This is a genomic window from Streptomyces sp. NPDC045967, from assembly GCF_056430495.1.
The window spans coordinates 1-14,437 of sequence record NZ_JBWKLE010000024.1 but is presented as its reverse complement, the minus strand read 5'-3'; the positions used below and the strand labels follow the sequence as shown (position 1 = coordinate 14,437).

At 72.1% G+C, this 14,437-nt stretch carries 15 protein-coding genes and 1 pseudogene; 14 read left to right on the top strand and 2 right to left on the bottom strand.

Annotation, left to right across the window (positions count from 1 at the left end; genetic code table 11):
- Nucleotides 1–149: 149 nt before the first annotated feature.
- Nucleotides 150–551 (top strand): VOC family protein, encoded by a 402-nt coding sequence (locus AC07FY_RS30025; RefSeq protein ID WP_479012574.1) that lies wholly within the window; start codon nucleotides 150–152, stop codon nucleotides 549–551.
- Here AC07FY_RS30025 and AC07FY_RS30020 read toward each other — a convergent pair.
- Together AC07FY_RS30020 and AC07FY_RS30015 are read right to left on the bottom strand one after the other, a co-directional pair.
- A complete protein-coding gene (locus AC07FY_RS30020) occupies nucleotides 482–1,216 on the bottom strand; it encodes a helix-turn-helix domain-containing protein (RefSeq protein WP_479012571.1) in 735 nt (244 codons plus the stop codon). The genes AC07FY_RS30025 and AC07FY_RS30020 overlap by 70 nt on opposite strands.
- 22 nt (nucleotides 1,217–1,238) lie before the next feature.
- On the bottom strand, nucleotides 1,239–2,363 hold the full coding sequence (locus AC07FY_RS30015) for a YihY/virulence factor BrkB family protein (protein WP_479012569.1): 1,125 nt from the start codon (nucleotides 2,361–2,363) through the stop codon (nucleotides 1,239–1,241).
- 17 nt (nucleotides 2,364–2,380) lie between these two features.
- On the opposite strand from AC07FY_RS30015, the gene AC07FY_RS30010 reads away from it, so the two are divergent.
- The 13 genes and pseudogenes from AC07FY_RS30010 to AC07FY_RS29950 form a co-directional block, all read left to right on the top strand.
- Nucleotides 2,381–4,030, top strand: a complete 1,650-nt coding sequence (locus AC07FY_RS30010) for an acyl-CoA dehydrogenase family protein (RefSeq protein WP_479012566.1) — start codon at nucleotides 2,381–2,383, stop codon at nucleotides 4,028–4,030.
- Nucleotides 4,031–4,293: 263 nt separating this feature from the next.
- Nucleotides 4,294–5,556, top strand: coding sequence for a GAF domain-containing protein (locus tag AC07FY_RS30005; protein WP_479012719.1), 1,263 nt, complete (start codon nucleotides 4,294–4,296; stop codon nucleotides 5,554–5,556).
- 5 nt (nucleotides 5,557–5,561) lie between these two features.
- Nucleotides 5,562–6,125, top strand: a complete 564-nt coding sequence (locus AC07FY_RS30000; RefSeq protein WP_479012563.1) for a GNAT family N-acetyltransferase — start codon at nucleotides 5,562–5,564, stop codon at nucleotides 6,123–6,125.
- Nucleotides 6,126–6,236: 111 nt separating this feature from the next.
- Nucleotides 6,237–6,320: a putative leader peptide gene (locus AC07FY_RS29995; RefSeq protein WP_310942095.1), complete on the top strand. Its 84-nt coding sequence runs from the start codon at nucleotides 6,237–6,239 to the stop codon at nucleotides 6,318–6,320.
- 224 nt (nucleotides 6,321–6,544) lie between these two features.
- Complete coding sequence (locus AC07FY_RS29990; RefSeq protein WP_479012561.1) at nucleotides 6,545–8,242, top strand: nitrite/sulfite reductase; 1,698 nt, start codon at nucleotides 6,545–6,547, stop codon at nucleotides 8,240–8,242.
- Nucleotides 8,239–8,418: a hypothetical protein gene (locus tag AC07FY_RS29985; RefSeq protein ID WP_479012558.1), complete on the top strand. Its 180-nt coding sequence runs from the start codon at nucleotides 8,239–8,241 to the stop codon at nucleotides 8,416–8,418. The genes AC07FY_RS29990 and AC07FY_RS29985 overlap by 4 nt, the downstream gene beginning before the upstream one ends.
- Complete coding sequence (locus AC07FY_RS29980) at nucleotides 8,415–9,143, top strand: phosphoadenylyl-sulfate reductase (protein WP_479012555.1); 729 nt, start codon at nucleotides 8,415–8,417, stop codon at nucleotides 9,141–9,143. The genes AC07FY_RS29985 and AC07FY_RS29980 overlap by 4 nt, the downstream gene beginning before the upstream one ends.
- A gap of 38 nt (nucleotides 9,144–9,181) precedes the next feature.
- Nucleotides 9,182–9,727: an adenylyl-sulfate kinase gene (gene cysC, locus AC07FY_RS29975; RefSeq protein ID WP_479012552.1), complete on the top strand. Its 546-nt coding sequence runs from the start codon at nucleotides 9,182–9,184 to the stop codon at nucleotides 9,725–9,727.
- A complete protein-coding gene (cysD, locus tag AC07FY_RS29970) occupies nucleotides 9,724–10,674 on the top strand; it encodes a sulfate adenylyltransferase subunit CysD (RefSeq protein ID WP_479012549.1) in 951 nt (316 codons plus the stop codon). The genes cysC and cysD overlap by 4 nt, the downstream gene beginning before the upstream one ends.
- 1 nt (nucleotide 10,675) lies before the next feature.
- On the top strand, nucleotides 10,676–12,025 hold the full coding sequence (locus AC07FY_RS29965; RefSeq protein WP_479012546.1) for a sulfate adenylyltransferase subunit 1: 1,350 nt from the start codon (nucleotides 10,676–10,678) through the stop codon (nucleotides 12,023–12,025).
- 129 nt (nucleotides 12,026–12,154) lie between these two features.
- Nucleotides 12,155–13,273 (top strand): aliphatic sulfonate ABC transporter substrate-binding protein, encoded by a 1,119-nt coding sequence (locus tag AC07FY_RS29960; RefSeq protein ID WP_479012715.1) that lies wholly within the window; start codon nucleotides 12,155–12,157, stop codon nucleotides 13,271–13,273.
- A 35-nt stretch (nucleotides 13,274–13,308) separates the two neighbouring features.
- Nucleotides 13,309–14,100 (top strand): ABC transporter ATP-binding protein, encoded by a 792-nt coding sequence (locus AC07FY_RS29955; protein ID WP_479012543.1) that lies wholly within the window; start codon nucleotides 13,309–13,311, stop codon nucleotides 14,098–14,100.
- Nucleotides 14,087–14,437: pseudogene (locus AC07FY_RS29950) on the top strand (ABC transporter permease); the annotation flags it as partial. The gene AC07FY_RS29955 and the pseudogene AC07FY_RS29950, both read left to right, overlap by 14 nt.

The window sequence follows — 14,437 nt, the reverse complement described above, 5'->3', positions numbered from 1 at the left end:
GTGCTGCGCACCGGTCGGCGGCAACGGTCGCACCGTAACAAGCCGTTTCCCGCCGGGGCCAGTTCTTTTTCCGCACCCCGCGTACCGGCTGCGCGGGCGTGTCCGTTTCCTTCAAGACGGCCGTGCCGGGCCCGGCCTAGCCTGCGTTCATGACTCCACGACTCGACATGATCGGCCTGGTCGTCTCGGACATGGCCGCCTCGCTCGCCTTCTACCGCCGCCTGGGGCTGGACGTACCGGCCGCTGCCGATGACCAGCCGCACGTCGAGGCCGTGCTGCCGGGTGGTCTGCGGATCGGCTGGGACACGGAGGAGACGGTCCGCTCCTTCGACCCGTCCTGGACCCCGCCCTCCGGCGGCGGCCGCCGGGAGCTGGCCTTCCTGTGCGACTCCCCCGCCGAGGTGGACGCCCTGTACGCCGAACTGACCGCGGCCGGGCACCCGGGCCATCTGAAGCCCTGGGACGCGTTCTGGGGACAGCGCTATGCCGTGGTCCTCGACCCGGACGGCTGCGGCGTCTCGCTCTTCGCGCCGTCGGAGCCCGCCACGTAGGCGCTCAGCGTGGTGCCGGCCAACGCGCGCACCTCGCGGGCCAGATGGGCCTGGTCGGCGTATCCGGCGACGCACGCCACCTCGGCGTAGGGCGTGCCGGCCCGGGCCAGTGCGAGGGCGCGGCGCAGCCGCAGGATCCGGCCCAGCGTCCGGGGGCCGTAGCCGAAGGCGTCGAGGGAGCGCCTGCGCAGCTGCCGTTCCCCGAGGCCCGCGGCGGCGGCGAGCTGGGCGACGGCCTGGCCCGCCCGGAGCCGGGCCACGACCTCGGCGACCAGCGGGTCCGGCGGCCCGGCCTCCGCCGCGCGGCGGGCGGCCAGCGCCTCGAGCCCGGCGCGCGGATCCGCGTACGCGGCCACCTGCCCGGCGAGGCGGCGCACCCGCGCGGGGGGCCACAGGTCGGCCAGATCGACGCGGCGGTCCCGCAGCTCATGGGCCGGTACGCCGAGCAGCGCGGGCGCGGTACCGGGCGCGAACCTGATCCCGGCGAAGGCGCCGCCCGGGACCTCCCCGGCCGGATGGGGACCGGTGTCGGCCCCGGCAACCAGCAGCCGGCCCTCCACCCACAGCAGGTCCATGCACCCGTCGGGCAGCACCACCTGCCCGGGCCCGCCGGCCCGCCACAGCACGGCTCCCGCGACGAGCGCGGACCGCGTCTCCTCGTACACCCCCACCCCTCCGGGCCGGGCCTCAGTGCTTGCGCAGCCGGGAGGTGTAGTCCTCCGGCGGCAGGAACTTCGACCAGCGTTCGGGGAACTCGGAGGGCATCGCGTCGTCCTCGTCGTCCTCCGATTCGCCCTCGGCCATCGCCCGCCAGGCCGCGGCCCGGGCGATCAGCTGGGCGGCCTCCGCTTCGCGGGCCCGCTCGTTGGCCTCACGGGCCGCCGCGGTGGCCACCGAGGGCCAGACGCGGTCGATGGCCGCGTTCACGGCGGCCCCCACGAGGACCGCGAAGGCCGAGATGCCGATCCACAGCAGGACGGCCACCGGCGCCGCCAGCGAGCCGTAGATCGTCAGCCCCTCGACGGTGTTGGTGAGGTAGATCCGCAGCAGGAAGGAGCCGAGCACCCACATCGCGAGGGCCACCAGGGCTCCGGGCACGTCCTCGATCCACGGCGAGCGCACCGGTACGGACACGTGGTAGAGCGTGGTGAGGAAGACGATGGACAGCAGGGTGACGGTCGGCCAGTACAGCACCGCGATGACGCTGGTGCCGTAGGGCACCAGCTGGACGACCGCGTCGGGTCCCACCACCATCAGGGGCAGCACGACCGCGCCGATGACCAGCGCGATGATGTACAGCAGGAACGCCAGCAGCCGGGTCTTGACGATGCCGCGGTGCCCGTCGAGCCCGTACATCACGGTGATGGTGTCGATGAAGACGTTCACGGCGCGCGACCCCGACCACAGGGCGAAGGCGAAGCCGAGCGAGATCAGGTCGGGGCGGCCGCGGCCCGTCACGTCGTCCAGCATCGGTTTGGCGATGTCGTTGACGCCCCGGTCGGACAGGACCGTGCCGGCCGCCCCGAGGATGTTCTCCTCGATGCTGGCCACCGTGGTCGTGCCCGTCCAGCCGTCCACGTAGCCGAGGAGGCCCAGCAGGCCGAGGAAGAGCGGGGGCAGCGAGAGCAGGGTGAAGAAGGCGGCCTCAGCGGCGAGGCCGAGGATCCGGTACTCGATGCACGAGTTCACGGTGTCCTTCAGGAGCAGCCAGCCCATCTTCCGCTTCGAGACGTTGCGGTACAGGGCGCGTGCCCGGTGGAGCCGTCCGTGGCGTACCAGGATCCGCTCTGGTGTTTCTTTTGCTGGCTGCACGTCCTTACGGTATCCGCATGGCGACCACCACCCACACAGTCAGCAACCAGGCCCCGCCGCTCGTGGGCCACGACGTCTACGGGGGCGACCGGGCCCTCAGCGAGGGGGTGGAGCGCCATCTCGCGGACGCGGCCCCGGACCTCCTCGGTGAGGTCCGCGAGGAGCTGACGGCGCTCGGGCGCACGGCCGGTTCCGCGCAGGCCCAGGAGTGGGGCCGGCTGGCGAACGAGAATCCCCCGGTGCTGCGGACGCACGACCGGTACGGGAACCGGATCGACGAGGTGGAGTTCCACCCGGCGTGGCACCGGCTGCTGGGCAAGGCCGTGTCCAGCGGGCTCACGGACGCCTGGGGCCGGCCGGCCGGGCACCTGCGGCGTGCCGCCGGGTTCTTCGTGTGGTCCCAGGCCGAGGCCGGGCACGGCTGCCCGGTGTCGATGACGCACGCGGCGGTGCCGGCGCTGCAGGCCGATCCGGAGCTGGCGGCCGAGTGGGAGCCGCGGCTGACCTCGCACGTGTACGAGGAGGGGCTGGCGCCGGCCGCGGGCAAGGGCGGTGTGCTCTTCGGCATGGGGATGACGGAGAAGCAGGGCGGCAGCGACGTCCGGGCGAACACGACGGCCGCGACGCCGCTGGACGCCTCGGGCGAGTACGTGCTGACCGGCCACAAGTGGTTCTGTTCGGCGCCGATGTCCGACGGGTTCCTGGTGCTGGCGCAGGCTCCGGGTGGGCTGACCTGCTTCCTGGTGCCGCGGGTGCTGCCGGACGGCACGCGCAACGCCTTCGCGATCCAGCGGCTGAAGGACAAGCTGGGGAACCGGTCGAACGCGTCGAGCGAGGTGGAGTTCGACGGGACGTGGGCGCGGCGGGTGGGCGAGGAGGGCCGCGGGGTGCGGACCATCATCGAGATGGTCGCGGCGACCCGGCTGGACTGCGTGATCGGTTCGGCCTCGCTGATGCGGCAGGCACTGACGCAGGCCGTTCACCATGCGGAGCACCGCTCCGCTTTCGGAGCACCGCTCATCGACCAGCCGCTGATGCGCAACGTCCTGGCGGACCTCGCCCTGGAGTCGGAGGCCGCCACCACCCTGACGCTGCGGCTCGCGGCCGCCTACGACGCCGGGACCGACCAGGAGAGGGCCTTCCTGCGCCTGGCCGTGCCGGCCGCCAAGTACTGGGTGACCAAGCGCTGTACGCCGATGGTGGCGGAGGCGCTGGAATGCCTGGGGGGCAACGGCTACGTCGAGGAGTCCGGCATGCCGCGGCTGCTGCGCGAATCGCCGCTGAACTCCATCTGGGAGGGATCGGGCAACGTCCAGGCGCTGGACGTCCTGCGCGCGCTGCAGCGCGAACCGCAGGCCCTGAACGCCTTCCTCCAGGAGGTCGGCCTGGCCCGGGGCGCCGACCACCGGCTGGACGCGGCCGTCAAGGACCTGCTGACGGAGCTCGCCGACCTGGAGGGCATCGAGGCCCGGGCCCGCCGGGTCGTCGAGCGGATGGCCCTGGTGCTCCAGGGCTCGCTGCTGGTGCGGTGGGCGCCGCCGGAGGTGGCCGACGCGTTCTGCGCCTCCCGGCTCGGCGGCGACTGGGGAGCGGCCTTCGGCACGCTGCCGCACAGCCTCGGCCTGGGCGCTCTCGTGGAACGGGCGCGGATCACGGGCGGGGAGTAGTCCCCAAACCGCTCCGAGCCGGGATCCGGCCCGTCGACCGGAGCAGGGGTGGCGCCGCGCCGACTCGGCACCACCCCTGACCCGAGAAGCCCCGAGGAGGAGCTGTCACGCCGCTCGGCGGCGTGCGGACAGTTTCGGCCGGGTGACCGGGGCTTGGCGAGAGTTGCATACCGTTGCACCGTTCGAGTCGTCCTGTTCGCACGGGGGAGGTTCCGGTGGCCGACACCACAGGCAGCACGGTCGATGTGGCCCGCATCTCGGCCATGGACGCACGGGACGCCGCGCGTCTGCTGAAGGGCGTACGGGCGGCCGCGCTGGCCGGGAACCCGCCGCCGGCCGCGCCGCGCCCGGAGATCGCCGAGTCCTGGCGCCGGATGCTGGCCGGCGGGGTGCACCCGGACCGGGACGCCCGCTCGCGGATGCTGTCGGCCGCCGAGACCGAGGAGCGCCGGCACGTCTCGCCGCTGCGGGAGGTCCTGCCCGTGCTGCGCGAGGGGCTGCTGCCGGCCCTGGACGAGGTCCTGCACATCATGGTGGTGGCCGACGCGGAGGGCCGGCTGCTGTGGCGGGAGGGCCACTCCTCCATCCTGCGGAAGGCGGACCGGCTCGGGTTCGCGGTGGGAGCGGACTGGGACGAGGCCGTGGTCGGCACGAACGGGGTGGGTACCGCCCTGGTGACCCGGCGGCCGGTCCAGGTGTTCTCGGCGGAGCACTTCGTCTCCAGCCACCACGACTGGACGTGCGCGGGTGCGCCCGTGCGCGACCCGCGCGACGGGCGGTTGCTGGGGGTGGTCGACGTCAGCGGTCCGCTGGCCACGATGCACCCGGCGACCCTGGCGTGGGTGACCTCGGTGGCCCGGCTCGCGGAGCGGGAGCTGCGCGTCCGGCACCTGGAGTCGCTGGAGCGGCTGCGGGCGGTGGCGGCTCCGCTGCTGGCGCGGCTGCCGGGGCGGGCGCTGGCGGTCGATGCGAGCGGCTGGACGGCGGCCGTGGCGGGCATGGCCCCGGTGGACCGCGTCCCGCTGCCGCGGGCCTTCGGGCCGGGGCGGGTGTGGGTGCCCCAGCTCGGGGACTGCGCGGTGGAGCCGCTGCCGGGGGGCTGGCTGCTGCGGGTGGTGCAGGACCGTACGGGCACGGCCGTGACCCGGGTCGTGCTCGACCTCAGCCGGGCGGGGGCCTGGTCGGCGACGGTGTACGGGGCCGCCGGGAGCTGGTCGCAGGAGCTGAGCCCGCGCCACGCGGAGCTGCTGTTCCTGCTGGCGGACAGTCCGCGCGGGCGGTCGGCGGCGGAGCTCTCCGGGGAGCTGTTCGGGGATCCGACCCGCACGGTGACGGTGCGGGCGGAGATGTCCCGGGTCCGCCGCAACCTGGCGGGCGTGCTGACCCACCGCCCGTACCGCTTCGCGGACGACGTGGAGGTGGAGCTGATCCGCCCCGAGGACCCGGCGGGGCTCCTCCCGCATTCCACCGCGCCCGCGGTGATCAGGGCCCGCCTGGGCCATCGGGGGCGCGGCATGGTTCCCTGACCTGCATGAGCACCATCACCCTCACCACCTGGTCCCTGGAGATGACCTCCCCGGAGGCTCTCGTTCCGGCGGCCGTACCGGGCCCTGAGATCACGATCTCGCGGGCGGAGGTCCCCTCGCCCGAGTTCAGCCGGTTCCTGTACGCCTCGGTCGGCGGGGACATCCACTGGACGGACCGGCTGGCCCTCACACGCGAGCAGTGGGTGGCGCAGCTGGGGCGGCCGGGGGTGGAGACGTGGGTGGCGTACGACCGCGGCACGCCGGCCGGGTACGTGGAGTTCGACCCGCAGGAGGACGGTGTGGTGGAGATCGTCTACTTCGGGCTGCTGCCGGACTTCCGGGGCAGGCGGATCGGGGGGCACCTGCTGTCGGTGGGCGTGGCCCGGGCGTGGGACCTGGCCTCCCGCTGGCCGGACCGCGAGCCGACGCGGCGGGTGTGGCTGCACACGTGCAGCCTGGACGGACCGACGGCGATGGACAACTACCTGCGGCGCGGGTTCCGGCTCTTCAGGACGGAGACGGAGCTGAAGGAGGAGACTCCCACTCCGGGCCCCTGGCCGGGCGCGTAGGACCGGCCCGGCGGAGTGACGGCGATCACGCTGTACCACGATGCGAGACGACATCGTCCGCATTTTGGACAGTAGTGGACTCCTCCAATCGCCCCATGACACGCTTCCGCCATGAATGGAGCTGGAATTGCCTTGGTGAGTCGGCGGCACGTCGACCTCGGCCGCATGTCCAGCGCCATCTGTCCGGCCTGCTGACGGAACCAGCAATCGCCGCACACCGCCACCAACCCGGCATCGCCGCCGTGGACGTGACGATCATCTCTGCCCCCTGACGGCCGAATACCGCCCTGCCCGCCGGCCACCCCGGCAAAGGCGGCACTCAGCCACACCCGCTCAGCGACGCCGACGTGACGGGGGCGCGCAACCACTCTCCTGTGCCCCGCCCCTGCCCTGAGCCGCCGAAGAAGGACGTACCCGCCATGGCCGCCACTCCCGAAACGCCCGCAGCCGCCGCCGCGCGCCGCAAGACAGGCCGTCACCGCGGTGAGGGTCAGTGGGCTGTCGGACACCACACGCCCCTCAACGGCAACGAGCAGTTCAAGAAGGACGACGACGGTCTCAACGTGCGGACACGCATTGAGACGATCTACTCCAAGGCCGGCTTCGACTCGATCGACCCCAACGACCTGCGCGGGCGCATGCGGTGGTGGGGCCTCTACACCCAGCGCAAGCCCGGGATCGACGGCGGCAAGACCGCGATCCTGGAGCCGGAGGAGCTGGACGACAAGTACTTCATGCTGCGCGTCCGCATCGACGGCGGCCGGCTGAGCACCGAGCAGCTGCGCGTGATCGGCGAGATCTCCGAGGAGTTCGCCCGCGGCACCGCCGACCTCACCGACCGGCAGAACGTGCAGTACCACTGGATCCGGATCGAGGACGTCCCGGAGATCTGGCGCCGCCTGGAGGCCGTCGGGCTGTCCACCACCGAGGCCTGCGGTGACACCCCCCGCGTCATCCTCGGCTCGCCCGTCGCCGGCATCGCCCGGGACGAGATCATCGACGGCACCCCCGCGATCGACGAGATCTACCGCCGCATCGTGGGCAACAAGGACTTCTCCAACCTGCCGCGCAAGTTCAAGTCCGCGGTCTCCGGTTCGCCGCTGCTCGACGTGGCGCACGAGATCAACGACATCGCCTTCGTCGGCGTGAACCACCCCGAGCACGGGCCCGGCTTCGACGTCTGGGTCGGTGGCGGCCTGTCCACCAACCCGAAGCTGGGCGTGCGGCTGGGCACCTGGGTCTCGCTCGACGAGGTCCCCGACGTCTACGAGGGCGTCATCTCGATCTTCCGCGACTACGGCTACCGCCGGCTGCGCACCCGCGCCCGCCTGAAGTTCCTCGTCGCCGACTGGGGCCCGGCCAAGTTCCGCCAGGTCCTGGAGGACGAGTACCTGCAGCGGAAGCTGACCGACGGCCCCGCGCCCGAGCAGCCGTCGGGCCAGTGGCGCGACCACGTCGGCGTCCACCAGCAGAAGGACGGCCGGTTCTACGTCGGCTTCGCGCCCCGCGTGGGCCGCGTCGACGGCGCCACCCTGACCAAGATCGCGGACATCGCCGAGCAGCACGGCTCCGGACGGCTGCGCACCACCGCCGAGCAGAAGATGATCGTCCTCGACATCGAGGCCGACCGGGTCGACTCGCTGGTCGCGGCCCTGGAGTCGCTCGACCTGCGGGTCAAGCCGTCCCCGTTCCGCCGCGGCACGATGGCCTGCACCGGCATCGAGTTCTGCAAGCTGGCCATCGTCGAGACGAAGGCGCGCGGCGCCTCGCTGATCGACGAACTGGAGCGCCGCCTGCCGGACTTCGCCGAGCCCATCACGATCAACATCAACGGCTGCCCGAACGCCTGCGCCCGTATCCAGGTGGCGGACATCGGTCTCAAGGGCCAGCTGGTCCTGGACGACGACGGCAACCAGGTGGAGGGCTACCAGGTCCACCTGGGCGGCGCCCTCGGCCTGGAGGCCGGCTTCGGCCGGAAGGTCCGCGGCCTGAAGGTCACCTCGGCCGGTCTGCCCGACTACGTCGAGCGGGTCGTCAAGAGCTACGAGGAGCAGCGCGAGGACGGCGAGCGCTTCGCGGCGTGGGTCGCCCGCGCGGACGAGAAGAGCCTGTCGTGAGCGAGCGCGCCGCACCGTTCTACTGCCCGTACTGCGGCGACGAGGACCTGTTTCCCCACGAGACGGGCCACGGCGCCTGGGAGTGCAGGGCCTGCAACCGTGCCTTCCAGCTGAAGTACCTCGGGCTGCTGGCCCGGGGCGTCCGGTCCGACGCGGCTGCGGGGGAAGAGATATGACCACGACTCGGGACGCCGGTCCCACGGACGCCGAAGCCGGTACGGCCGCGCTCAGGGACCTGGCCGAGCGGGCGGGCCGGGAGCTGGAGGACGCCTCCGCGCTGGAGATCCTCACCTGGGCGGCCGAGACCTTCGGCAGGAGGTTCGCCGTGACCTCCTCCATGGAGGACGCGGTCGTCGCCCACCTGGCCTCCCGCGCCTTCCCCGGCGTGGACGTGGTCTTCCTCGACACGGGCTACCACTTCGAGGAGACCATCGGCACCCGCGACGCCGTGGAGGCGGTGATGGACGTCAACGTCATCACCCTCACCCCGCGCCAGACGGTCGCCGAGCAGGACGCGCAGTACGGCCCGAAGCTGCACGACCGCGACCCCGACCTGTGCTGCGCCCTGCGCAAGGTCAAGCCCCTCGAAGAGGGCCTGACCGCGTACGACGCGTGGGCGACGGGCCTGCGCCGCGACGAGTCCCCGACCCGGGCGAACACCCCGGTGGTCGGCTGGGACGAGAAGCGGCGGAAGGTCAAGGTCTCGCCCATCGCGCGCTGGACCCAGGACGACGTGGACGCGTACGTCGCCGAACACGGGGTGCTCACCAACCCGCTGCTGACGGACGGCTACGCCTCCGTCGGCTGCGCCCCCTGCACCCGCCGCGTGGCGGAGGGCGAGGACGCCCGGGCCGGCCGGTGGGCCGGACGGGGCAAGACCGAGTGCGGACTGCACGGCTGATGACGACGACCAGCGAAGAACCTACGGAGACAGAGCAGATGAGCGTGAGCGACCAGGGCGCCACGGTGTGGCTGACCGGGCTGCCCAGCGCCGGCAAGACCACCATCGCCTACGCGCTGGCCGAGCGGCTGCGGGCCGAGGGCCACCGCGTGGAGGTGCTCGACGGGGACGAGATCCGCGAGTTCCTCTCCGCCGGCCTCGGCTTCAGCCGCGAGGACCGGCACACCAACGTGCAGCGCATCGGCTTCGTCGCCGAACTCCTCGCGAGCAACGGCGTCAAGGCGCTGGTGCCGGTGATCGCGCCGTTCGCGGACAGCCGCGAGGCCGTCCGCAAGCGGCACGCCGCCGCGGACACCGCCTACCTGGAGGTGCACGTGGCCACCCCGGTGGAGGTGTGCTCCGAGCGTGACGTGAAGGGCCTGTACGCGAAGCAGGCGGCGGGCGAGATCTCCGGTCTGACCGGGGTCGACGACCCCTACGAGGCTCCGGAGACCCCGGACCTGCGTATCGAGTCGCACACGCAGACCGTCCAGGAGTCGGCATCGGCCCTGCACGCGCTGCTCACCGAGAGGGGTCTGGCATGACCACGGTCGCCCACCTGCACGGAGCCGCCGACAACCAGGAGGGCGCCGCGCCCTACGCGCTGTCGCACCTCGACGCCCTCGAATCCGAGGCCGTGCACATCTTCCGCGAGGTGGCGGGCGAGTTCGAGAAGCCGGTGATCCTCTTCTCCGGCGGCAAGGACTCCATCGTCATGCTGCACCTGGCGCTGAAGGCGTTCGCGCCCGCGCCGGTGCCCTTCGCCCTCCTGCACGTCGACACCGGGCACAACTTCCCCGAGGTCCTCGCATACCGCGACCGCACGGTCGAGAAGCACGGCCTGCGCCTGCACGTGGCGTCCGTCCAGGACTACATCGACGCGGGCACGCTGCGCGAGCGCCCCGACGGCACCCGCAACCCGCTGCAGACCGTCCCGCTGACCGAGGCGATCCAGAGCCGCAAGTTCGACGCGGTCTTCGGCGGCGGTCGCCGTGACGAGGAGAAGGCCCGCGCCAAGGAGCGGGTGTTCTCGCTGCGCGACGAGTTCTCCCAGTGGGACCCGCGCCGCCAGCGCCCCGAGCTGTGGCAGCTCTACAACGGCCGCCACGCGCCGGGTGAGCACGTGCGGGTCTTCCCGCTCTCCAACTGGACCGAGCTGGACGTCTGGCAGTACATCGCCCGCGAGGGCATCGAGCTGCCGGAGATCTACTTCGCGCACGAGCGCGAGGTGTTCCAGCGGGCCGGCATGTGGCTGACGGCCGGCGAGTGGGGCGGTCCCAGGGAGGACGAGACGCCCGAGACGCGGCTGATCCGCTACCGCACCGTCGGCGACATGTCCTGCACCGGCGCCGTCGACTCCGACGCCGCCACGCTGGACGCCGTGATCGCCGAGATCGCCGTCTCCCGGCTCACCGAGCGCGGTGCGACCCGCGCCGACGACAAGATGTCCGAGGCCGCGATGGAAGACCGCAAGCGCGAAGGGTACTTCTAAGATGACCAGCACCACCGATCAGGCCGGCACCCTGGCCGACCTCGCGGCGACCACCCTGCTGCGCTTCGCGACCGCCGGTTCCGTCGACGACGGCAAGTCCACCCTGGTGGGCCGGCTGCTGCACGACTCCAAGTCGGTCCTGACCGACCAGATGGAAGCCGTCGAGGCCGTCTCCGCCCAGCGCGGCCAGGACGCCCCCGACCTCGCGCTGCTCACCGACGGCCTGCGGGCCGAGCGGGAGCAGGGCATCACCATCGACGTCGCCTACCGCTACTTCGCGACGACCCGGCGGCGGTTCATCCTCGCCGACACCCCCGGGCACGTGCAGTACACCCGGAACATGGTCACCGGCGCCTCCACCGCCGACCTGGCCGTGGTCCTGGTCGACGCCCGCAACGGCGTGATCGAGCAGACCCGCCGGCACGCCGCCGTCGCGGCCCTGCTGCGCGTCCCGCACGTGGTCCTGGCCGTCAACAAGATGGACCTGGTGGGCTACCAGGAGTCCGTCTTCGCGAAAATCGCCGAGGAGTTCACCGCCTACGCCTCGGACCTCGGCGTCCCGGAGATCACCGCCATCCCGATCTCGGCGCTGGCCGGGGACAACGTGGTGGACCCCTCGGCGAACATGGACTGGTACGGCGGTCCGACCGTGCTGGAGCACCTGGAGACCGTCCCGGTCAGCCACGACCTCACCGCCTGCCCGGCGCGCTTCCCGGTGCAGTACGTGATCCGTCCGCAGACCGCCGAGCACCCGGACTACCGCGGCTACGCGGGCCAGATCGCCTCCGGTGTGCTGCGGGTCGGCGAGGCCGTGACCGTCCTGCCGTCCGGCCGCACGTCGGTCATCGAGGGCATCGACGCGCTCGGCGAGAGCGTCGACATCGCCTGGGCCCCGCAGTCGGTGACCGTGCGGCTCAAGGACGACATCGACATCTCGCGCGGCGACCTGATCGCGCCGTCCGCGAGCGCCCCGGCCACCACGCAGGACGTCGAGGCGACGGTCTGCCACGTGGCGGACCAGCCGCTGGCCGTCGGCGCCCGGGTGCTGATCAAGCACACGACGCGCACGGTCAAGGCGATCGTCAAGGAGATCCCCTCGCGGCTGACCCTCGACGACCTGTCCCAGCACCCGAACCCCGGTCAGCTGGTGGCCAACGACATCGGCCGCGTGGTCGTCCGTACGGCCGAGCCGCTCGCGCTCGACGCGTACGCCGACTCCCGCCGCACCGGCTCCTTCCTCCTGATCGACCCGGCCGACGGAACCACCCTGGCGGCGGGCATGGCCGGCGAGTCCTTCGCCTCCACGGCCGAGACGACCGTGCAGGCCGACGAGGAAGGCTGGGACTTCTAGCCCATGCCGTGTCGCGTCCGCGCCGCCCACGAGTCGTACCCGCCCCCGCTCCACAGACGAAGACGTGCGTCATGAGATGACCGCGTCACGAGAGGAAGTCCTCCCGTGCCTGCCACCGCCCCCACCCGTATGACGCGTGCCGCCCGGCCGGCGGTGCGCCGCTGCCTCGCCGCCGCTGCCGCGCTGCCGCTGCTGGCCGGCGCGCTGGCCTCGTGCGGCTACGGCTCCCAGGCCGTGGAGGACGACCTCGGGACGGCGGGCGGGGCCGTCGCGGGCAGGAAGCTCTCCGCCTCCGAGGTCCGCATCGGGTACTTCCCGAACCTGACGCACGCCACGGCGCTGGTGGGCCTGCAGGAGGGGCTGATCCAAAAGGAACTGGGCGGCACCAGGATCAGGCCGCAGTCCTTCAACGCGGGGCCTTCCGAGATCGAGGCGCTCAACGGCGGTTCGCTCGACATCGGCTTCATCGGTCCCTCGCCCGCGATCAACGGCTATGTGAAGTCCAAGGGCGCCAACCTGCGGATCGTCTCCGGCTCGGCGTCGGGCGGCGTGAAGCTGGTCGTCAACCCCGACAGGATCAAGACCCTGGACGACCTCAAGGGCAAGAAGATCGCTACCCCCCAGAAGGGGAACACCCAGGACGTCGCGTTCCTCAACTGGATCTCCGGGAAGGGCTGGAGCGTCGACCCCGAGTCCGGCAAGGGCGACGTCTCCGTCGTCCGCACCGACAACAAGATCGCCCCCGACGCCTTCAAGCAGGGCTCGATCGACGGCGCCTGGGTGCCCGAGCCCACCGCCTCCAAGCTCGTCTCCGACGGCGGCTCGGTCCTGCTGGACGAGACCTCGCTGTGGCCCGACAAGAAGTTCGTGATCACCAACATCGTCGTGTCGCAGAAGTTCCTCAAGGAGCACCCCGACGTCGTCGAGGCGGTCCTGGCGGGCACCGTGAAGACCAACGAGTGGATCAACGCCCATCCGGAGCAGGCCAAGGCGTCCGCCAACGCCAGGCTCGCGGCCGAGAGCGGCAAGCCCCTCGACGCGAAGATCATCGACCCGGCCTGGCCGAGCATCGGGTTCACCGACGACCCGCTGGCGGCCACGCTGAAGGCGCAGGCCGACCACGCGGTCGAGGCCGAGCTCATCGAACAGCCCGACCTGTCCGGGATCTTCGACCTCACGCTGCTGAACAAGGTCCTCAAGGCCGCGGGCAAGCCCGAGGTCTCCGACGCCGGTCTCGGCGCCGAGTAATCCCGCACACCAAGCGACCCCAGGAGGTGACGACCATGGCCACCACGCTCGCCAAGGCTGCCGAGGGCACCGTAGCGGAGCTGACGCACGGTACCCGCATCGAGCACGTCTCGAAGTCCTTCTCCGGCCCGGCCGGATCACAACTCGTCCTGGACGACATCAGCCTCGATGTCGCTCCCGGAGAGTTCGTCACCATCCTGGGGGCCTCGGGATGCGGCAAGTCCACCCTGCTCAACCTCGTCGCCGGACTCGACCGGCCCACCACCGGCACCATCGAGACCCCCGACCGCCCCGCCCTGATGTTCCAGGAACACGCCCTCTTCCCCTGGCTCACCGCCGGAAAGAACATCGAACTCGCCCTGCGCCTGCGCGGCGTACCCAAGACCGACCGCCGCACCGAAGCCGAACGGCTCCTGGAACTGGTCCGCCTCGGCGGCGCCCACGGCAAACGCGTCCACGAACTCTCCGGCGGCATGCGCCAACGCGTCGCCCTGGCCCGCGCCCTCGCCCAGGACAGCCAACTCCTCCTCATGGACGAACCGTTCGCCGCACTCGACGCCATCACCCGCGACGTCCTGCACGGCGAACTCGCCCGCATCTGGGCCGAGACCAACCTCTCCGTCCTCTTCGTCACCCACAACGTCCGCGAAGCCGTCCGCCTCGCCCAGCGCGTGGTCCTGCTCTCCTCACGCCCCGGACGCATCGCGCGGCAATGGACCGTCGACATCCCCCAGCCGCGCCGCATCGAAGACGCCGACGTCGCCGAACTGTCCCTCGAGATCACCGAACACCTCCGTGGGGAGATCCGCCGCCATGGCCAGCACTGACACCACCCCCAAGGCCACGGCCACGGGCGGCCCCGACGACCTGGCACGCTTGGAGGCCGGCCTCGACGCCCTCGACGCCGTCCAGACCCACCGCACCCCCCTCCGCGAGATCCTCACCAAGAAGGCCCTGCCGCCCCTGCTGGCCGTCGGCCTGGTCCTCGTGCTGTGGCAGACGCTGGTGACCTTGCGGATCACCGAGGAGACCAAACTCCCCGCCCCCTCGGCGGTCTGGGACAGCCTGACCGACATGTGGCTCAAGGGCACCCTGCTCGACGTCATCTGGACCAGCGTCTCGCGCGGCCTGGCCGGCTTCCTCCTCGCCCTGGCCATCGGCACC

What these genes read in the sequence shown, in the direction of transcription:
- AC07FY_RS30010 (WP_479012566.1), top strand. Translation starts at nt 2,381, where the DNA reads ATGGCGACCACCACCCACACAGTCAGCAACCAGGCCCCGCCGCTCGTG.
- AC07FY_RS29955 (WP_479012543.1), top strand. Translation starts at nt 13,309, where the DNA reads ATGGCCACCACGCTCGCCAAGGCTGCCGAGGGCACCGTAGCGGAGCTG.
- AC07FY_RS29960 (WP_479012715.1), top strand. Translation starts at nt 12,155, where the DNA reads ATGACGCGTGCCGCCCGGCCGGCGGTGCGCCGCTGCCTCGCCGCCGCT.
- AC07FY_RS30000 (WP_479012563.1), top strand. Translation starts at nt 5,562, where the DNA reads ATGAGCACCATCACCCTCACCACCTGGTCCCTGGAGATGACCTCCCCG.
- AC07FY_RS29980 (WP_479012555.1), top strand. Translation starts at nt 8,415, where the DNA reads ATGACCACGACTCGGGACGCCGGTCCCACGGACGCCGAAGCCGGTACG.
- AC07FY_RS29990 (WP_479012561.1), top strand. Translation starts at nt 6,545, where the DNA reads ATGGCCGCCACTCCCGAAACGCCCGCAGCCGCCGCCGCGCGCCGCAAG.
- AC07FY_RS30005 (WP_479012719.1), top strand. Translation starts at nt 4,294, where the DNA reads ATGGACGCACGGGACGCCGCGCGTCTGCTGAAGGGCGTACGGGCGGCC.
- cysD (WP_479012549.1), top strand. Translation starts at nt 9,724, where the DNA reads ATGACCACGGTCGCCCACCTGCACGGAGCCGCCGACAACCAGGAGGGC.
- cysC (WP_479012552.1), top strand. Translation starts at nt 9,182, where the DNA reads ATGAGCGTGAGCGACCAGGGCGCCACGGTGTGGCTGACCGGGCTGCCC.
- AC07FY_RS30025 (WP_479012574.1), top strand. Translation starts at nt 150, where the DNA reads ATGACTCCACGACTCGACATGATCGGCCTGGTCGTCTCGGACATGGCC.
- AC07FY_RS29965 (WP_479012546.1), top strand. Translation starts at nt 10,676, where the DNA reads ATGACCAGCACCACCGATCAGGCCGGCACCCTGGCCGACCTCGCGGCG.
- AC07FY_RS29995 (WP_310942095.1), top strand. Translation starts at nt 6,237, where the DNA reads ATGAATGGAGCTGGAATTGCCTTGGTGAGTCGGCGGCACGTCGACCTC.